Annotated in this window: 18 protein-coding genes; 14 read left to right on the forward strand and 4 right to left on the reverse strand. The window is 46.4% G+C overall.

Annotated features, from left to right (window positions below; translation table 11 throughout):
* Window positions 1-57: 57 nt before the first annotated feature.
* Entirely contained in the window at window positions 58-939 is an 882-nt protein-coding gene (locus AC2VDX_RS24420) for a CPBP family intramembrane glutamic endopeptidase (protein WP_378181245.1), read from the forward strand.
* Here the strand turns inward: AC2VDX_RS24420 and cbiE are convergent.
* The 3 genes from cbiE to AC2VDX_RS24435 all read right to left on the reverse strand — a co-directional run bounded on the left by cbiE (window position 936) and on the right by AC2VDX_RS24435 (window position 3,781).
* Window positions 936-2,222 (reverse strand): precorrin-6y C5,15-methyltransferase (decarboxylating) subunit CbiE, encoded by a 1,287-nt coding sequence (gene cbiE, locus AC2VDX_RS24425; protein WP_378181242.1) that lies wholly within the window; start codon window positions 2,220-2,222, stop codon window positions 936-938. The genes AC2VDX_RS24420 and cbiE overlap by 4 nt on opposite strands.
* 103 nt (window positions 2,223-2,325) lie before the next feature.
* Window positions 2,326-2,943 (reverse strand): cobalt-precorrin-8X methylmutase, encoded by a 618-nt coding sequence (locus AC2VDX_RS24430; RefSeq protein ID WP_378181240.1) that lies wholly within the window; start codon window positions 2,941-2,943, stop codon window positions 2,326-2,328.
* 52 nt (window positions 2,944-2,995) lie between these two features.
* Entirely contained in the window at window positions 2,996-3,781 is a 786-nt protein-coding gene (locus AC2VDX_RS24435; RefSeq protein WP_378181237.1) for a DUF1868 domain-containing protein, read from the reverse strand.
* A 34-nt stretch (window positions 3,782-3,815) separates the two neighbouring features.
* Here AC2VDX_RS24435 and holA point away from each other — a divergent pair, with 34 nt between their 5' ends.
* From holA to AC2VDX_RS24490, 11 genes are all read left to right on the forward strand, one after another.
* The gene (gene holA, locus AC2VDX_RS24440; protein ID WP_378181234.1) at window positions 3,816-4,838 is read left to right on the forward strand and encodes a DNA polymerase III subunit delta; all 1,023 of its coding nucleotides are present in this window, start codon (window positions 3,816-3,818) and stop codon (window positions 4,836-4,838) included.
* Window positions 4,839-5,177: 339 nt separating this feature from the next.
* Window positions 5,178-5,657 carry a DUF4168 domain-containing protein gene (locus AC2VDX_RS24445; RefSeq protein ID WP_378181231.1) on the forward strand — a complete coding sequence of 160 codons (480 nt, stop codon included), beginning with the start codon at window positions 5,178-5,180 and terminating at the stop codon, window positions 5,655-5,657.
* A gap of 94 nt (window positions 5,658-5,751) precedes the next feature.
* Window positions 5,752-6,195: an urease accessory protein UreE gene (gene ureE, locus AC2VDX_RS24450; RefSeq protein WP_378181229.1), complete on the forward strand. Its 444-nt coding sequence runs from the start codon at window positions 5,752-5,754 to the stop codon at window positions 6,193-6,195.
* A gap of 193 nt (window positions 6,196-6,388) precedes the next feature.
* Window positions 6,389-7,090, forward strand: coding sequence for an urease accessory protein UreF (locus AC2VDX_RS24455; RefSeq protein WP_378181226.1), 702 nt, complete (start codon window positions 6,389-6,391; stop codon window positions 7,088-7,090).
* 97 nt (window positions 7,091-7,187) lie between these two features.
* A complete protein-coding gene (ureG, locus tag AC2VDX_RS24460; protein WP_378181223.1) occupies window positions 7,188-7,805 on the forward strand; it encodes an urease accessory protein UreG in 618 nt (205 codons plus the stop codon).
* A 140-nt stretch (window positions 7,806-7,945) separates the two neighbouring features.
* On the forward strand, window positions 7,946-9,283 hold the full coding sequence (urtA, locus tag AC2VDX_RS24465) for an urea ABC transporter substrate-binding protein (RefSeq protein WP_378181220.1): 1,338 nt from the start codon (window positions 7,946-7,948) through the stop codon (window positions 9,281-9,283).
* A gap of 146 nt (window positions 9,284-9,429) precedes the next feature.
* A complete protein-coding gene (urtB, locus tag AC2VDX_RS24470) occupies window positions 9,430-10,590 on the forward strand; it encodes an urea ABC transporter permease subunit UrtB (protein ID WP_378181217.1) in 1,161 nt (386 codons plus the stop codon).
* 63 nt (window positions 10,591-10,653) lie between these two features.
* A complete protein-coding gene (gene urtC, locus AC2VDX_RS24475) occupies window positions 10,654-11,787 on the forward strand; it encodes an urea ABC transporter permease subunit UrtC (RefSeq protein WP_378181377.1) in 1,134 nt (377 codons plus the stop codon).
* Window positions 11,762-12,541: an urea ABC transporter ATP-binding protein UrtD gene (urtD, locus tag AC2VDX_RS24480; protein WP_378181214.1), complete on the forward strand. Its 780-nt coding sequence runs from the start codon at window positions 11,762-11,764 to the stop codon at window positions 12,539-12,541. Before urtC ends, urtD begins: the two co-directional genes overlap by 26 nt.
* A gap of 299 nt (window positions 12,542-12,840) precedes the next feature.
* Complete coding sequence (gene urtE, locus AC2VDX_RS24485; RefSeq protein ID WP_378181211.1) at window positions 12,841-13,542, forward strand: urea ABC transporter ATP-binding subunit UrtE; 702 nt, start codon at window positions 12,841-12,843, stop codon at window positions 13,540-13,542.
* Window positions 13,543-13,727: 185 nt separating this feature from the next.
* Window positions 13,728-15,842, forward strand: a complete 2,115-nt coding sequence (locus AC2VDX_RS24490) for an ATP-binding protein (protein WP_378181208.1) — start codon at window positions 13,728-13,730, stop codon at window positions 15,840-15,842.
* 124 nt (window positions 15,843-15,966) lie between these two features.
* On the opposite strand, the gene AC2VDX_RS24495 is transcribed toward AC2VDX_RS24490, so the two are convergent.
* Entirely contained in the window at window positions 15,967-16,794 is an 828-nt protein-coding gene (locus AC2VDX_RS24495; RefSeq protein WP_378181205.1) for a hypothetical protein, read from the reverse strand.
* 112 nt (window positions 16,795-16,906) lie between these two features.
* Between AC2VDX_RS24495 and AC2VDX_RS24500 the strand changes: the two genes are divergently transcribed.
* The gene (locus tag AC2VDX_RS24500; protein ID WP_378181202.1) at window positions 16,907-17,797 is read left to right on the forward strand and encodes an urease accessory protein UreD; all 891 of its coding nucleotides are present in this window, start codon (window positions 16,907-16,909) and stop codon (window positions 17,795-17,797) included.
* 49 nt (window positions 17,798-17,846) lie between these two features.
* A complete protein-coding gene (gene ureA, locus AC2VDX_RS24505; protein ID WP_190440229.1) occupies window positions 17,847-18,149 on the forward strand; it encodes an urease subunit gamma in 303 nt (100 codons plus the stop codon).
* The last annotated feature ends 198 nt before the right edge of the window (window positions 18,150-18,347 follow it).

Raw genomic sequence — 18,347 nt, forward strand, 5'->3', positions numbered from 1 at the left:
CAGTTTTTTCACAAACTTGAGGTGTTACGCTGGGGCCAATGAAAGCTGTCTTTAAGAATGCCTATTTTTGATCGAGCCGATTGGTGGCTGGCATCACTTGCACAAACTCCTGCTGTGTTGAAAGCGATCGCTTTTTTCATGGTCTGGCTAGTTCTTTGGTTGCCAGTTGCGATTCCTTTGGCAGCCGTGCTGAAATGGCGACCCCCTAACCCATTGGCTGTAGAGCAAAAGCTACCTTTATTAGCTTCGCTCTATTTAATTGCCCCTGTGATTGTGTGGGGTGCCGCTTGGGTGGAGGGGGCTTTTTTTTCAGATTATGGGTTGGACTGGGAAGCTTCAATATTAATTTCACTAGGACAAGGCTTCGCTTTAGGGGTGCTAAGTCTGCTAGTGGTGTTTGGCATTCAAAAAGCCTTGGGCTGGATCGAGTGGCAACCTGAAGAGAATCGCTTCATTGCAGATACACAGAACCCGCCGCAAAATCTTGGGTCGGTAGTCGGATCTATCTTACTACCGACATTGTTATTGGGATTATTGATTAGTGGAATTGAAGAGTTAATTTTTCGGGGATTTCTGCTTACTGAACTCCAGCAAGATTATTCAGCTTGGGTGGCGGCGGCAGTTTCTAGCTTAATTTTTGCGCTGCTTCATTTGGTTTGGGAACAGCAGGAAACATTGCCTCAGCTGCCAGGATTATGGCTGATGGGGATGGTATTAGTGCTGGCTCGTGTCTGTGATGATGGGAATCTAGGCTTGGCGTGGGGACTTCACGCCGGATGGATTTGGGCGATCGCCAGTCTGGATACTACGAGAGTGATTTGCTATACCGGCATTGTTCCCGCGTGGGTGACTGGTTTGGGAGAAAAGCCTCTCGCGGGTGCGGCGGGAATTCTTTGTCTACTGGGAACTGGGATTTTAATCTGGCAACTTTATCTTTAAGATGAGCGATTTGCTGCCAGAATCGTGACGGGATTGAGCGGAGAAAACCGAGTCAGCGGTCCTACCGGCACAGAACGCGATAGCTGCACTTGCAACAACTGATAATCCCATTGCTGACGCGATAACCAACCCAAAGCCTGATTCAGATGTTCCAGGGTGGCGAGTGCTAGTACCAAGCGCCCTGAAGCGGTTAAATGGGAATGGCAGGTATCGAGAATTTCAGTTAAATTGCCGCCGCTACCGCCAATAAAGATGCGGTTGGGTGCGGGGAGATTGTACAAAGCTTCTGGGGCGCTGCCATGAATGGAAATCACATTTTCTACCTGGAAGCGATCGCAGTTCTGCTGAATTAACGTGGTGCCAGCAGAGGTTTTCTCAATCGCATACACGCGAGAAGTGGGGAATAAACGGGCAATTTCAATCGAAACTGAGCCGGTACCTGCCCCAATATCCCAAATAATTTGTCCTGGCTGTAGCGCCAATTCTCCTAGTACGAGAATCCGCACTTCCCGCTTCGTCATCAAGCCGGGGCGATCGCTAAAACTCAAGAAACTCCGATCCGGGACTCCCAGCATCGGCAGCGCCTCCAAATCCTGTAGCGGTGGGGTTTCCTCGCCCCTACCCGCTGAATCAGACTGGCGTAGCAATACAACTACATTCAAGGAAGCAAAATTTTGCTCTTGTAGAGACGTAATTAATTGTCTCCCTACAGCGGGAAAAGACCGAACTCGCTCATCGGTACCGCCTAAATTTTCACAAATCCAGAATTGATAAGTGCTGGGTAAATCTAAAGCGAGTAATAGACGAGCGATCGCGTCCGGCGTATTCTGAGTATCTGTTAATACAGCAATCTTCTCAATCCCCTGTTGCAGCGCTTGGGTTAACTCTTCGAGCGATCGCCCGTGGGCACTGATGACACGAGCATCCTGCCAGGGAACCTTAATCCGGTTAAAAGCCAGCTGAACCGAACTCAGATGCGGATGAAACGTTAATTCTGCTGAGGGTAGTTGTGCCACCAACAGCCGTCCCAATCCAAAAAAGAGGGGATCGCCACTCACCAATACGACAATGCCGCCAGAACCCGCAGACAGGCGGTAGCGAATTTCCTCAATTGCCTTTGTGAAATCACCCAAAATCAGCCGTTGAGCGGGGCAATCGGGAAAATAGGAGAGATGGCGATCGCTCCCAATTAACAGCGTCGCCTGCTCTACAATCTCCCGCACAGCATGACTCAGCCCATCTGCGCCATCCAAGCCAATTCCGACAACGTGTACGAGTGTCATTGTCAGAATGCACCGGGCGGCGGGAAGTCGCCGCTACACAGACTAAACCTGCCTACGCAGGTTGCAAATCTATTTGTCGTGACGCTAAATAGGCAGCGAACTCCTAACATTTCTCTGCCTCCCAAGCCAGTAAGAGTAAAGCATTGACAATCGCGGCGGTGACGGGTGAACCGCCCTTGCGTCCCTCAATGCGAATTTGGGGTACGGGCGTCTTTTCTAGTGCCGCTTTTGACTCCACTACGGAAATAAATCCCACGGGTGCGCCAATTACCAGAGCCGGTTGAACGGGTGCCGAGGGTAACTCTGCACACAAAGCCAGCAGCGCCGTGGGGGCATTGCCAATCGCATAAATTGCCTCTGGAAATTCTCGCCAACATTGCAGTAAGCCAGTTTCCGTGCGCGTCTTGCCGGGGAGAGCTTCGCGCGCTTGTTCCACGGCAGCAATTAGGGGATTGCCAAAAGTTTGCGCCACCATTCCTGCCACTCCCTGTTTTACCATGCCAACGTCTGTAATAATCGGCACGCGACGCCGCAAGGCAGCGATCGCGCTGGGAATCGCCCCCTCACTAAACCGAATCAGTTGGGCAAATTCAAAATCAGCGGTGCTGTGGATCGTTCGACGTACAATCGCGTACTCGGAGGGGCTAAAGCGGTGTTCGCCAATTTCTCGATCGATGAGAGCAAAACTTTGCTGGAGGATGGGATGAATGGGTAAGCTCATAAATCAGGAGTCAGCTAATAGCGATTTGTGAGCCGCTATTAGCCGATTATTGTTAAAAAGTTAAAACAGGCCAATCAGGTTCCCGATAATACCGGGTCATATCGTCAAATTTTCGCAATTGTGCCTGGTGTGTGCAGATTTGGGGAGAATTTTCCAACCATTGTTCGTTGATTTGGGAAAGTTTTTCACAGAGGCGATCGCGCTTCAAATCCGGTGAAATCTCGCCAAAATAGCCCAGCGTGACATGGGCAGTAAAACGATATTGCTGTTCAATCCCCAAAGCCATTAAACTACGACTTTGATAAATAAACCGGCGAAACTTCAACATTCGCTCGTAGGTTCCTTCATCCTTGGGGACTAAACAAACCGCGACTGCACGGGGCATTACCATCAATCCCAGCAACTGCCAAAGCATCGGATTACCGCCAGTGATAGATGACTGGGACTGCTCGAAGATTTGAGCAATGCGATCGCGCAGTTGTTCTTCAAACTCCGGATTTTCACTCGTGGCGTGTCGATAAGCACTGTCCCAAATCAAATCTGCTAAGGTTACATGAAAACTCTCAGCGGGGACTGGCACAATAAAACCAGGATCTAGCTGCTGTAGCAGTTGCTCTTGGCACACCTTCAAGTTTTCGTAAAACGTCGCATTCTCGGATTCTTCCCCCCAAGGTGGTGCGATCACCGTATAGCCAGGGAAAGGCACCGCTTGTCTTGTCCCTGACGGGGAGGGCTTAAACTTCGGAGACTCCTGTATATGCTGTACTTGGGACTCGTAGGTTGCAGGTAGTGTTAGCCGTGCTACCCGATTTAAATAAGTGTGATAAGTCTCGTCCAATCTTGATAGCCTCGTACTTTTAAGAGATGCTTTAATGCCAATTTACCTCTACTGGGGTGAGGATGATTTTGCCCTAGAAAAAGCTGTTGACTCCCTGCGCGATCGCATTCTCGACCCCCAATGGACTAACTTTAACTATGACAAAATTTCTCAAGCGCTACCCGATGCGGTCATCACTGCTTTAAACCAGGCGATGACACCACCTTTTGGCAGCGCCTACCGTTTGGTCTGGTTGGTTGATACCACTATATGCCTGCACTGTTCGGAAGAACTACTAGCTGAACTGGAGCGGACTATACCGGCGATTCCTGAGTCTTCAATATTATTGCTGACTACTCGCTCTAAACCCGATGGGCGTCTCCGATCTACGAAGCTGCTGCAAAACCATGCCGATATTCGAGAATTTTCTCTCATCCCGCCCTGGAAAACTGAAGAACTGCTAAAAAGGGTGCGTCAGGTTGCCCAGCAAGTCGGTGTAAAACTAACCCCGGCAGCTGCCGAACTTTTAGCCCAATCTGTGGGAAATGATACCAGACAACTCTGGAACGAACTGGAAAAGTTGCAGGTTTACGCTGGTATCCCGAAGAATCTCCCCACCGCCCCTGACCAAGCAGGCGTATCCCAAGAGAGCGCGATCGCCCTCGAAGTCGTTGCTGCCCTAGTTATCTCTAACACCCAAAACAGCTTGCAGCTCGCATCGGCGATCGGATCGGGAAATACTGCCCACGCCTGTTCGCTGGTTGCAGACTTGATCGGTCATAACGAACCCGCTTTGCGGATTGTCGCCACCTTAATCGGTCAATTTCGCACCTGGTTGTGGGTGAAACTGATGGTAGAGAGCGGTGAGCGAGACGAACGGGCGATCGCCACTGCGGCAGAAATCGGCAACCCCAAACGAATTTATTTTCTGCGCCAAGAAGTCAAAGACTTCTCTGTGCCTCAACTCACCTTAACCTTACCCTTACTCCTAGAATTAGAAGTCAACCTCAAGCGAGGAGCTGACCCCATCTCTACGCTACAAATGAAAGTTATAGAACTGTGTCAATTGTATCAATGAAGGCATAAATACGTAGAAGCAATTTTTTCCTCCCTACCCCAATGTGTAGGGGTAGGGAGGAAAGCGCTACCTATACCACCCAATCGTTACAGCTTTCGTAACGTTCTGCTTTTTAGTCTAAAGTGTGGTAAAATTCACACACTCTTAATATCCGTAGTGAGTTGTATATTACTACTTGATACCTGCTCCGTAGGGAGAAGGCTTCTGTTTTTTGAGGTACCAACACGGGATCTAAATCTACGAATGCCTGTCTCTACCTGGAACTTCTCACCCTTAAAATAGTTCAGAAAAAGTAATCCTTGTGTGTTTCGATTTTCTCTTTTTTGGTCGCACTAGATCATGATGACTTTATACAGTTCACGTCGCTCTCTGAATCGAGTCTTATCTCAATGCCTGAGTGTTGGTACTCTCGCTGCTCTCAGTCTGTTGTTAGGTTTTGCACCGGGTCTATCTGAGCGATCGCATAGCCTTGACTTTAGTTCTCAGGCATACGCTCAATCACCCTTCAGCAATAAGGACTTAATCAACTTCGCCAGGGCTGTTTTGGCGATGGAACCGGGTCGCCAAGCTGCCTATAACGAGATCAAAAAAATCGTGGGAAGCCCTCCGAACATTGCTTGTAGCCAACCAAATAGCTTGCGATCGCTTCCGGGAAATGCACAAGCCATTGCCATAAATTACTGCAAACAGTCTCAAAAGATTGTGCAGAGCAACGGTCTGTCAATTGAATTATTTAACCAGATTACGGTGGAGGCGCAAAAGAATTCGGAGGTAGCAACACAGATAAAAAATGAAATGATCCGTCTGCAAGCTCAGTAAAAAATGGACTTTTGCTGACCCGGCTTGACTTGGATTTTTATGTCATCTGTGCTGTAGTAGCATCACAATAACGTGCTGACTAAACATTCCAACGATGCTAACGATAACGCAACGCTTGCCCGCAAATTCGGATGCATCGGTAAACTTTACTCTTTTTCTGACTGCCCAGGAGCGCACGCGCAGCCGCTATCGTTTTGAAACGGCTGATGGACAAGCTTTGTATCTGCGCTTACCCAGAGGAACGGTGTTGCGCGATCGCGATCTCCTGCAATCTGAAATGGGCGATCTCGTCGTGAGAATCGTGGCTAAACCGGAACCCGTTCTCACCGCGACTGCCCAGAAACCCCTAGATTTGCTGCGGGTGGCTTATCATCTAGGCAATCGCCATGTACCGATAGAAATCGCTCCCACTCATTTGCGGTTGTCTCCCAACCCAGTTTTGAAGTCAATGCTGGAACATCTGGGGATGGAGGTACGAGAGGAAATCTCGCCTTTTTATCCAGAAACGGGTGCCTATGGACAGCATCATCACGGTTAGTTAATTGGGTAGTAAATAATGGGATTTTGAGTTGTAGAAGACTTGCGGTTATCGCGTCTGATTTTTAACTCTTCCCGACTACCTAATATCTACCAAAATAGGACTTACGCAACATCACCACATCTGAGGGCAACCACAGAGGGATTGCCCCTACAAAATGCTATATGTATAAGCTTTGCGTAAGTCCTGAAAAATGACCAACGAACAATTACCCATTCCCGATTCCCCAGTTAACCTGCTGTGTCTTTTGCAACTAGCGAGTCCGGCGTTGCCGGTGGGTGCTTATAGCTATTCCGAAGGGCTGGAAACGCTAGTCGATGCTGGTGTAATTGAGAACCCGCAAAATCTGGGACACTGGCTCAAACAGGAACTGGGTTATGGGGCAATTCGGTTAGAAGCAGCGGTGATGATCCGGGGATATCGGGGGGCAATTGCCGGGGATTTAGAGGCTTTAAATTACTGGAATGTCTGGTTATCTGCTGCTAAGGAAACACAAGAGTTGCAAGCGCAAAGTTGGCAGATGGGGCGATCGCTGATCCGATTGTTTTTGGAATTAGAGCCGCAGGTTCGGTCAATGGCGGATGCGATTGGGAATCCTTGTAATTATGCGATCGCTTTCGGCATTGCCGCCGCCCATTGGCAAATCGATGCTGCATCTGCCCTCTTGGGCTACTTACACAGCTGGGCAACCAATTTGATTGCAGCCGGAGTCAAATTGGTTCCCCTGGGACAAACGGCTGGACAACAGCTACTCCTAGAACTACAACTCAATCTCATTGATGCTGCCAAGGAAATTTTAGCGTTAGAAGATGACGCCCTCAGTAGTTGCGGCTGGGGATTAGCATTGGCGAGTATAGCTCACGAAACTCAGTACACGCGCTTATTTCGGAGTTAAAAGAAATGGGCACAATAGACACATCGCTGGTGAAAGCTGCGAATGGCTAATTGCCTTGCTACGATGAGCAATTAGCCATTCCCTATTCGCAAATTTTATGAATGCTTTTCGGGTTGGAGTAGCGGGCCCAGTGGGTTCGGGAAAAACTGCCTTAGTAGAAGCCTTATGTAAGGCGATGCGGCAAAAATATCAAATTGCTGTGGTCACGAATGATATTTATACCCAGGAAGATGCCCAGTTTCTAGTGCGGAGTCATGCATTGGAGAGCGATCGCATCCTTGGTGTCGAAACTGGCGGCTGTCCCCATACCGCCATCCGCGAAGACGCTTCTATCAACATCGCTGCCATTGAACAGATGGAACAGCGATTTCCCGATTTAGACTTAGTGTTTTTAGAAAGTGGTGGCGATAATCTGGCGGCAACCTTCAGCCCAGAACTTGTAGACTTGACAATTTACGTCATTGATGTTGCAGCCGGTGACAAAATTCCCCGCAAAGGTGGCCCCGGAATTACTAAATCCGATCTTTTAGCGATCAACAAAATTGACCTTGCCCCTCAAGTCGGAGCAGATTTAGGCATCATGGAACGCGATGCGCGGAGGATGCGGGGAGAAAAACCCTTTATCTTTACGAATTTAAAGACTCAGCAAGGATTAACCGCTGTGGTGGACTTTATCCGCCTAAATCTGGGCGAAATTTCAGAAACAGCAAGCTGACCTTTCCTAGAAATGATCCAAAAGTTCGATTCTTTGTATCATTGATAACAATTTCTTCCCAGAACATCGCTCTAATATCACTGCTTAACTGTGTATGTTCTCTATCATTAGGCTGATTCAGCCAGGAGTACGGTAACGGTATGGCAAGGCGATTAGGGCGACGTAAATTTCTTCTATACGGTTCTGCTACTCTGGGAACCAGTATTCTTCTCAAAGCTTGTAGCAGCACTCCCACCCCTTCCACCTCTGAGACTGCCAGCCCAACGGCGGCATCTCCCTCTCCCAGCGCGACGACCGTTGCGGCTGCTGGTGCAGGAAACACCATCAAAGTGGGGATTCTGCACTCTCGCAGCGGCACGATGGCGATTAGCGAAAACAGTGTCGTCGATGCCGAACTGTTGGCAATTGAGGAAATTAATAAAGCCGGTGGCGTCCTCGGCAAGCAAATTCAAGCAATTGAAGAAGATGGTCAATCCGACTGGCCCACTTTTGCCGAGAAGGCGAGAAAGCTAATCGATCAAGATAAAGTTGTCACCGTTTTCGGCTGCTGGACTTCCGCCAGTCGCAAAGCAGTGCTGCCAGTATTTGAAGAAAAAAAACATATGCTTTGGTACCCCGTACAATACGAGGGTCAAGAGTGTTCCAATAACATCTTCTACACGGGTGCTGCCCCCAACCAACAAATCGAGCCAGCAGTCGATTGGCTATTGCAGAATAAGGGCAAAAAATTCTTCCTAGTTGGCTCCGATTACGTTTTTCCGCGTACCGCGAATACGATTATTAAAGAGCAGTTAAAGGCAAAAGGCGGCGAAACCGTCGGTGAAGATTACTTACCTCTAGGCAATACCGAAGTCACGCCCATCATCACTAAAATTAAAGCGGCTCTGCCTGATGGCGGCGTTATTTTTAATACCCTGAATGGGGATAGTAATGTGGCTTTCTTCAAGCAGATGCAAGGTGCGGGGTTGGGGCCAGATAAGTATCCCGTAATGTCTGTCAGTATTGCCGAAGAAGAAGTCAAGGCAATTGGCACAGAATATCTCAAAGGTCAATATGCCGCCTGGAATTACTTCCAAACAGTAGATACCCCAACGAATAAAAAATTTGTCGAAGCTTTTAAGGCAAAATACGGTCAAGATCGGGTAACAAATGACCCCATGGAAGCGGCTTACATTGCCGTTTATCTCTGGAAGCAAGCTGTCGAGAAAGCAAAAACGGCTGACGATTTAGAGTCAGTGCGAAAGGCTGCGGTAGGTCAGACTTTTGAGGCTCCAGAGGGCACCGTAACGATGGAAAATAACCATCACATCTCTAAGTTTGTGCGACTAGGTGAAGTCGGAGATGACGGTCTCTTTAAGATTGTCTACGAGACGAAAGCAGCAGTGAAGCCAGTTCCTTGGAACCAATTTGTTGCCGCAACTAAGGGTTTGGGATGTGACTGGTCAGATTCCAAAAAAGGTGGTCAGTACAAGATTTAAGAGCTTAGTAATTAGTCCTTAGACATAGTAGGTTGGGTTGAGGTAACGAAACCCAACTCCAGAAGATTCGTTGGGTTTCGCTATTGCTCAACCCAACCTACGGGCTTTAAAAGCTAATGACCAATGATTAATGGCTGAGGAAGCGTGTGATAGCAGGATTGCTGGATGGGATCTTTAATGGAATTAGCATCGGCGCGGTTTTGTTAATTGCAGCGCTGGGGCTAGCCATTGTCTTTGGACTAATGGGCGTTATTAACTTAGCTCACGGTGAGTTGATGATGCTGGGAGCCTACACAACTTTTGTTGTACAAAATGGCTTCAAAATGTTGGGTAAGCCTTGGTCTGAAACCTATATCGTTTTTGCCCTGATTTTGGCTTTCCTGGTGACAGCGGCTGTGGGATTAGTTTTGGAACGGGGGGTAATTCGTTATCTTTACGGACGCCCTCTAGAAACACTGCTGGCAACTTGGGGCGTTAGTCTAATTTTGCAGCAGTTCGCTCGCAGTGTTAGCTGGGTGTTAGTCATTGGCATTGCGATATTTTGCCTTTTGTTTTTTGGTGCTTTGTGGATTCTGTCTCTTCGCCCAGATTTTGAGCGTGTTCGTAACTGGGTAATTGCAATAATGTTGCCGATATCTGTGGGAGTTGCGAGTGCCGCAGGTGCATTTTTGGGACAAACTTATAAACTTGCTGTCACCAAGCCTTGGTTTGGCGCTCAAAATGTGGACGTAACGGCACCGAACTGGTTACGAGGAGGGCTGCGGCTGGGCACTTTGCAGATGCCTTATACGCGGCTATTTATTATTGGGCTAACCATTGTTTGTGTTGCCGGAATTTATATATTTTTGCAACGTTCTTCGTGGGGATTAAGAATTCGCGCAGTCATGCAGAATCGCAGTATGAGTGCTTGTTTAGGAATTCCTACTGCCAAAGTTGATGCCATTACATTTGCTTTGGGTTCTGGATTGGCTGGAGTTGCCGGTTGTGCAATTAGTTTGCTGGGTTCTGTAGGCCCCAATACAGGTCAAAACTACATTGTCGATACGTTTATGGTGGTTGTTGTCGGTGGCGTCGGCAAGCTGGTAGGCAGTATTGTGGCAGCGATGGGAATTGGCACGATTAACTACTTAATCAGTTCTAAAGTCTTGGTGCCGATGGTGGCACCGATGAAGCCTTTAGTGGATTTCTTTGAGTTTTTCGGCACAACCAGTATGTCGAAGGTGATGGTATTCGCCTTAATTATTGCGTTTCTTCAGGTGCGTCCAGGGGGAATTTTCCCACAGAAGGGACGTAGCGTTGATGCTTAAACAAAGACAATCGCGCAGAGGCTCAAGGCGATGATTTTGGATGCGGTTCTTGAAGTTAAAGGCATGAAGCGGCAACGCAGACGATTGCTGCTAATGGAAATAGGAGTGACGCTGGCGATCGCTCTTTTCCTCATCTTCGTGATGCCAGCAGTTCTGACAGGCTTTCGTCTCAGCTTGCTAGCGCGATTTTTGGCGTTAGCGATCGCTGCCCTCGGCATTGATTTAATTTGGGGCTACACGGGTATGCTGAGTTTGGGGCATGGTGTATTTTTTGCCCTCGGTGGCTATGCCTTGGCAATGCACTTGCAATTAGCTCCTCTCAAGAACGGTTTACCGGAATTTATGAGCCTCTCTGGCATTCTAAAACTGCCTTGGTTCTGGCAGCCGTTTTATTCGTTTGGTTTTGCCGCCGCCGCTGTCGTGATAATTCCCGCTGTATTAGCCGCAATATTAGGTTATTTAGTATTTCGCAACCGTATTCGGGGCGTTTACTTCTCAATTTTGACCCAAGCTGCGACGATTGTATTTTTTAATTTCTTCAACGGGCAGCAGGGATTCTTTAACGGCACCAATGGTTTAACAAACTTCAAAACATTATTAGGGGCAACAGTCAGTAATAATCAGACGCGATTTGTTTTCTACACGCTGACAGTCTTGTTTTTGGCAGCTGCTTATGCTTTGTGCCGATGGCTGACTAGCGATCGCTTTGGACGAGTTCTGATTGCGATTCGGGATGATGAGAGTCGGATGCGCTTTTCTGGCTATAATCCCACTGGATTTAAAGTCGTGGTGTTTGCGATTTCCGCTGCTCTGGCTGGAATCGGGGGTGCCTTATTCACCCTCCAATCAGGTCTAATTTCACCGAAAGCAATGGATATTGCCTTTTCTATTGAAATGGTAATTTGGGTAGCAGTGGGAGGTCGTGCCAGCTTAATCGGAGCCATATTAGGGGCGCTATTAGTCAACTTTGCCAAGAGTCTTTTGAGCGAGCAATTTCCGGGTATTTGGGTATTTTTCCAAGGAGCATTATTCTTAATTGTGGTAACAGTTCTTCCCGATGGTGTAGTCGGTTGGCTGCGCTATCAAGGTTTCCAGCACCTGCTGACACTTCTAGGGCGGAACAAGCAGGTAGCAACCTATCCCAGCCTTGAAGAAGACCCAGAGGTACAGCATGAACGCGAAAATATTAGAAACTGAAAATTTAACGGTTAATTTCGATGGTTTTAAAGCACTGAACCATCTGAATTTCAGCATGGATGTTGGGGAATTGCGGGTCGTAATCGGTCCAAATGGTGCGGGTAAAACGACTTTTTTGGATGTGATTACCGGCAAGGTGCAACCCACTGAGGGACGGGTATTATTTAAGGGGAGAAATGTGAAAGCCCTCTCCGAACATCAAATCGCTCGATTGGGAATTGGTCGAAAGTTTCAAACTCCCCGCATTTACCTCAACCTGACTCCCCGCGAAAACATGGAACTTAGCTGCAATCGCAATAAAAATGTATTGGCAACACTTTTTGGGCGTCCCCCTACTGGCGAACGTAGCAAAGTAATCAGTTTGCTAGAAACGGTTGGCTTAAGTACAAAAGCAGATATCCGCGCTGGTTTACTTTCTCACGGGGAAAAGCAACGGTTAGAAATTGGGATGTTAGTTGCCCAGTCGCCCGATTTATTGTTGGTTGATGAACCCGTTGCGGGGCTAACTGATGAAGAAACTGACAATATTGGGGAACTACTTATAGCGTTAGCTCAAAGTCATTCTATTTTGGTGATTGAGCATGACATGGAATTTGTACGCCAAATTGCTCGTAAAGTAACGGTGTTACATGAAGGCTCGGTGTTGTGTGAAGGCACGATTGAGGAAGTACAAAATGACCCTCGCGTCATAGAAGTTTATCTAGGAGAACAGTTAGATACTCAGCGAGAAGCGCTTAAAGAACTTGAGGAGTAAAAAGGAGCGGTGCATGATATCAATGATTATATAGATAACAAAGAATAAAGCAGCTTTGCCATGATATTTTTTTCTTGTCTTATAGCAATTATGTTTGATTTGTAAAAATTATCTCCATTAACGCTTACTTCGCTATAAAACGTGCAGTAAGAGAAGAAGAGAAGCGATAATTCATAACTCATTTAGGATTGGTAGAGTTTGTAAAATTTAAAATTTTCGCTTACTAAAGCTAAAGCAATTAAAGACTCAAGTACGCAATTTTAGAAGCGATCGCGCCTTATTCAACCAAGCACAATAAAATGCTGCAAATTTCTAATTTAAATGTCTATTACGGTGAAAGTCATATCCTCCGCAATGTGGATTTGAGCGTCCCATTAGGACAAATGGTGTGTCTAATTGGACGCAATGGTGTCGGCAAAACTACTCTGCTTAAAACAATTATGGGGTTACTTAAACCCCGTAGCGGTACGATTACTTTTGCCGATGAGATGATAACAGATAAATCCCCAGATCGAAGGGCACGGCTGGGAATTGGTTATGTTCCTCAAGGACGGGAAATTATCCCGCGCTTGACAGTGAAGGAAAATTTGTTGCTGGGTTTGGAGGCGCGACGTGACGGTAGAAGTGGTAAGGAAGAAGTCCCGGAGGAAATATTTTCCCTATTTCCAGTCTTAAAATCGATGCTATCTCGAATGGGTGGCGATTTAAGTGGAGGACAACAACAGCAACTAGCGATCGCTCGCGCTTTGATGGGGAAGCCGCAGTTACTCGTACTCGATGAACCCACCGAAGGCATTCAACCTTCCATTATTTTGGAAATTGAAGCAGCAGTGCGGCGCATTGTTGAATCTACCGGCATTTCTGTTTTATTAGTCGAGCAACACCTGCATTTTGTACGACAAGCAGATCGGTACTACGCGATGCAAAAAGGCGGTATTGTCGCGTCTGGCTCGACTAGCGAACTCAGTCAGGATGTAATTCAAAGGTTTCTAGCTGTCTGACGCAGATAGCTAAAAATCTTTGCGAGTAACCCGTATAACTTGCAGTTCTCAAGGTAGGCGTTTTTAGCGCGATCGCCTCAGAAAATAGAGCAACCGTTTTACCGTCACAGCAGCTAAACTGTGGAGAGCCTTGTGACAGATTATCTGTCTGGGGGACGTAAATACCGCACCTACTTAAATCAGGGATGTTCAAGCGGCTGCAACAACTTCAACCCAAGCTGCTAATTTTTACCTTTGGGGCATCTTTGCTACCCGTGATGTTCCTAAGTGCTGTAGCGTGGCGATTTGTACAGCAGCCACTCATCGACTTAGAAAAAACTCGACTCGACGATCAAGTTTTAGCTTTTCGAGGATACACTGCCGCTACCGAGAAAGGATTGCAAAATTTATCCTCAGGCTATGCGCTCTGGACGGATTTATACAATGCAATTGAGAAGCGGAATTGGGCTTGGATCAAAAAGGAAGTGTCCGCTCAACTTCTCCTCTCTACCGACGTTGATCATGTGAAAGTGGTGGGTCGTAGTGGAGAGATTTTGGGAGAGCGGGGTGACGCTTGGCAAATTCCTAATGTGGCTGAGCGGTTAACTGCTGCGATCGCTACCAACAAACCAGCGACTATGTTGATTGATACCGGCTCGCGTCAGATGTTGCTCTTTTCAACAGCGCCTGTCTACAACAGCGATGGTACGGGGAAGTCACCCGGAACTTTAATTTTAGGGCAGAATTTAGATGAAACTTGGTTGCGTAACTTTCTTAATTTCTCTCAACCTACCACCAAGCTGCAAGTCATTTCTCTTGATGGCAAACCTATCATTTCTAGCAACGCCAAATCCAGCATTGAGCCTTGGGAACAGGCGAATTTAAAGTCGCGGGTGTTACGCAAGATTCAAAAAGGTAAAACAGTTTATCGGATTGAACCGGCATCTGGTTTGAATACGATATATGCTCCCATTACTTCCCACAATCAGCCTGTTGCCATTGCCAAAATTCAAATAGTCTCAGAGTATTTTAATCAAGCTTCCGTCAACCTAAACCGCGTGATTTGGCTAGGGCTGGGATTGGCAACCTTGTTATCGATTGCGATCGCGCACCTGCTAGCCAAACAAATCGGCAAACCGATTATCCAGCTCTCCGAACGCAGCAAAACCTTAGCCGCAGGCGATTTGAGTACCCCCATTCCCGGTATCGGCGCGGGTGGTGAAATCGGTCAACTCGCTCATGCTTATCAAGAAATGGCTCAGGCGCTTAAAGCCCTCATCGGCAACCTAGAGCAACGAGTTGCAGGACGCACTGAGGAACTAGAACAGGCGCGTCAGACTCTTGAAGAACGAGTACAACAGCGTACTGAAGAGCTTTCGCAAAAAAATCAGCAATTACAGCAAGCTCACGACCAACTACAGCAACTGAATGCTGAATTAACCACTAACGCTCAACAGTTAAGTCAAGCACTACGCAATTTGGGAAGGGCGCAGGCGCAACTCATTCAAACTGAAAAAATGTCCAGTTTGGGTCAACTCGTTGCTGGCATTGCCCACGAAATTAACAATCCGATTAATTTTATTTATGCTAACCTTTCCCATATCAGCGACTACACGAAAAATCTACTGAACCTCGTACAACGCTATCAAAAAAGTTATCCCGATGCTGAAATACAACAATATATTGAAGACATCGATCTCGATTTTTTAACCAGCGATCTGCCTAAAATTATCTCTTCAATGAGAGCTGGCACCGATCGCATTCGTCAAATTATTTTATTACTGCGAAACTTTTCCCGACTCGACGAAGCCGAAATGAAGCGGGTCAACATTCATGAAGGAATTGATAGCAGTTTGCTAATTGTGCAGCATCGCTTGCAATCAAGCGGAAACTGGAAGGCGGAGGGAAATCCAGAAATTCAGGTAGTTAAGCAGTACGGCGTTCTGCCACCCGTTGAATGCTATCCGGCGCAACTTAACCAGGTATTTATGAATATTTTTAGCAATGCAATTGATGCGCTGCAAACTATAAAACAACAACCTGAAAAACGGATTTATATTAAAACTGAATTCAGTGCGTCTAAGCAAATTATCATCAAAATTCAAGATAACGGTTCCGGAATTTCTACAGCGATTAAATCAAAAATATTCGACCCTTTTTTTACAACTAAACCGATCGGTAGAGGCATGGGTTTAGGGCTGACTGTCTGTTACCAAATTCTGGAACATCATCAAGGAAGTATTGATATTATTTCCGAACCGGGACAGGGAACAGAAGTTATCATTGAATTACCCCAACAAGTTAAACAACCAAATTGGTAATATTTAAAAAGTGCCGATTGCTGAGTGAAAGGCGAGAAGCAAGCTAGCAAATTTTAATTTATCGGTTTTTTGGCAATTTATAAGCAATACTTACCAATTGGTAAATCAATATTTTATTTCCCATTTACAATGGATTTTGATTTCTAGGATCTCCAAAAAGATAGTAACCTGTAACTTTTTTAAAAGCCTCGGAAGTTTGGTCACCAAGACAACCATCTACACTTAAATAAATTCCTGGAAATTGATTTAAAAACTGTTGCAGTTCCTTGCCGTTATCAATCTTAGAATCTGGCGAATAATATATCAAAGGTTGCTTTTCACCAGGTTGGATATCTACGCCTTTTTCTCCAAGCTTGCTGGTTTCTGGATTATCCCAAGTAATTGTTCCTTTATCGGTCATTCGGCGCAAAAGCACAGCGGCACCGTATTGCTGCGATACGGCTGTATTTGACCAGGTGCCATCGTCAACGTATTTTCCTTTAGTATAGTGGTTTGAAGCACTCCACAAATAAGGCGAAAAAACATCAGAATGGTAGAAGCGATAACCCCAACCGTTGTAGCCTTCTAACTTAAAAAGAATGTTTGGAAGACTCCAATCTTTCCATTGGTCAAATTTATCAAAAGTTAAAGCATCAATGGCACTTTCTTCCCATGTAAAGGGTGGATTGCCACTAGAGGGACGATCTTTTGGTTCGCGTATGGTTTTTCTTGTCAGCGGATCTCCATTGTGCAGGTGGGTATTGAAATTTAAGGAAGATTCCATGTTGTGTATGATGGCTATCACATACCAGGGAATCGCCAGTTTTTTCCCTACCGCATCATACCTAGGACGATTTGTATCAATGGTAGCCAAAATATCATCTATTTGACCAAGTTTATTTTTAGAAATTTTGCAGCTATCAAAGAGTTGCTGGTATTCATCTTTTAAGTTTGCAAAGCTGATGGCAGCCATGAGAGTCTCCAGTATAAAAAAATGAAAATATCCGTTTAAATTGAGTTTAATGGTATTTTTGTTTAAGGTGATTTTCTGTAGTAAAAAATTAACAATTTATGCGCCTAATCTAATGAATGACCTCGATCGGGCTTCAGCAGCAAATCCCTCATCCTCTGGGTGGCATGGCATTCTTAACTTGGGGTTTTCTAAAACCCAAGGCAAAACCCAGGTGATTGGCGATCGCGTAAAAGCACCGCTGAAGGTACAGCGCCCATTTTATCCAGAAGGATCGGAGATTTGTCATAGTGTAATCTTGCATACAGCTGGGGGTGTTGTGGGAGGCGATCGCTTATCTCTCAATTTTCACCTCCAACCCAACGCGCAAGCCTTAATCACTACCGCTGCCGCCAGTAAGGTTTATCGCAGTAATGGATTGCCAGCGAGTCAAACGATTGAAATCGAGGTGAACGCGGGTGCTACTTTGGAGTGGCTACCGCAGGAAACAATTATTTTTGACGGCGCGATTTATCGGCAAGACTTGCGGGTAGAATTAGCTCCAGAAGCAAGTTGGCTGGGCTGGGAAATTACACGCTTTGGGCGTAGTGCCAGAGGGGAAAGATTCTTACAGGGAGAGTGGCGATCGCATACCGAAATCTGGCAGCAAGGACGCCCTCTGTGGATCGATCGGCAATGGCTACCCGGCGGGTCAGAAATCCTCGACAGTCCTCACGGCTTAGCTGGGCAACCTGTTGTGGCAAGCTTAGTTTGGCTTGGGCAAGCGGTGTCACCGGAGATTGTGGAAAAAGCGCGAAACCTAGGCAATAATTCACCCTTTTTTAAGAGGGGAACAGGGGGGAATCTTCACCAAGCAGGCATTACTCGTCTTCCTTCTGGGTTATTGTGTCGCTATCGTGGTGCTTCTACGTCTGAGGTGCGAAACTGGTTTATAGATATCTGGAATTTGCTGCGTTTGCACTTTTTAGAACGCCCTGCTTGTCCACCGAGAGTTTGGCAAATTTGAGCGAATCGCAGAGGACACGGAGAATACAAAGGAGTTTAAGAAGTTATCAATGCAACTGACGCCACAGGAAAAAGATAAGCTATTGATTTTCACGGCGGCACTGTTAGCGGAACGCCGCAAGGGAAGAGGTTTAAAGCTGAATTACCCAGAAGCGATCGCTTATATTTCTGCTGCCATTCTGGAAGGCGCTAGAGATGGACGCACCGTTGCCGATTTAATGAGTTATGGAACAACATTACTGTCACGGGAAGAAGTCATGGAAGGTGTGCCAGAAATGGTGCATGAAGTGCAGGTAGAAGCTACATTTCCTGATGGTACAAAATTGGTTACAGTTCACAATCCGATTCGTTAACTAAATTATAGTTAACGAATCAAAAAGACGTGAAAGGTTTAGGAGTTATTGTTTGATATTTTAGAAAAAAAATGGCTCTTCCGTAGTTGGTATGCTAAATTTATAGTCAAGAAGCGCCACAAGCTATACTAGCCATGAATTTAAGCCAATTTAGCGTTTATTAAATAGAAAATACAGTCCAAAATCGTTATACCTTGC

Source organism: Coleofasciculus sp. H7-1, from assembly GCF_057473865.1.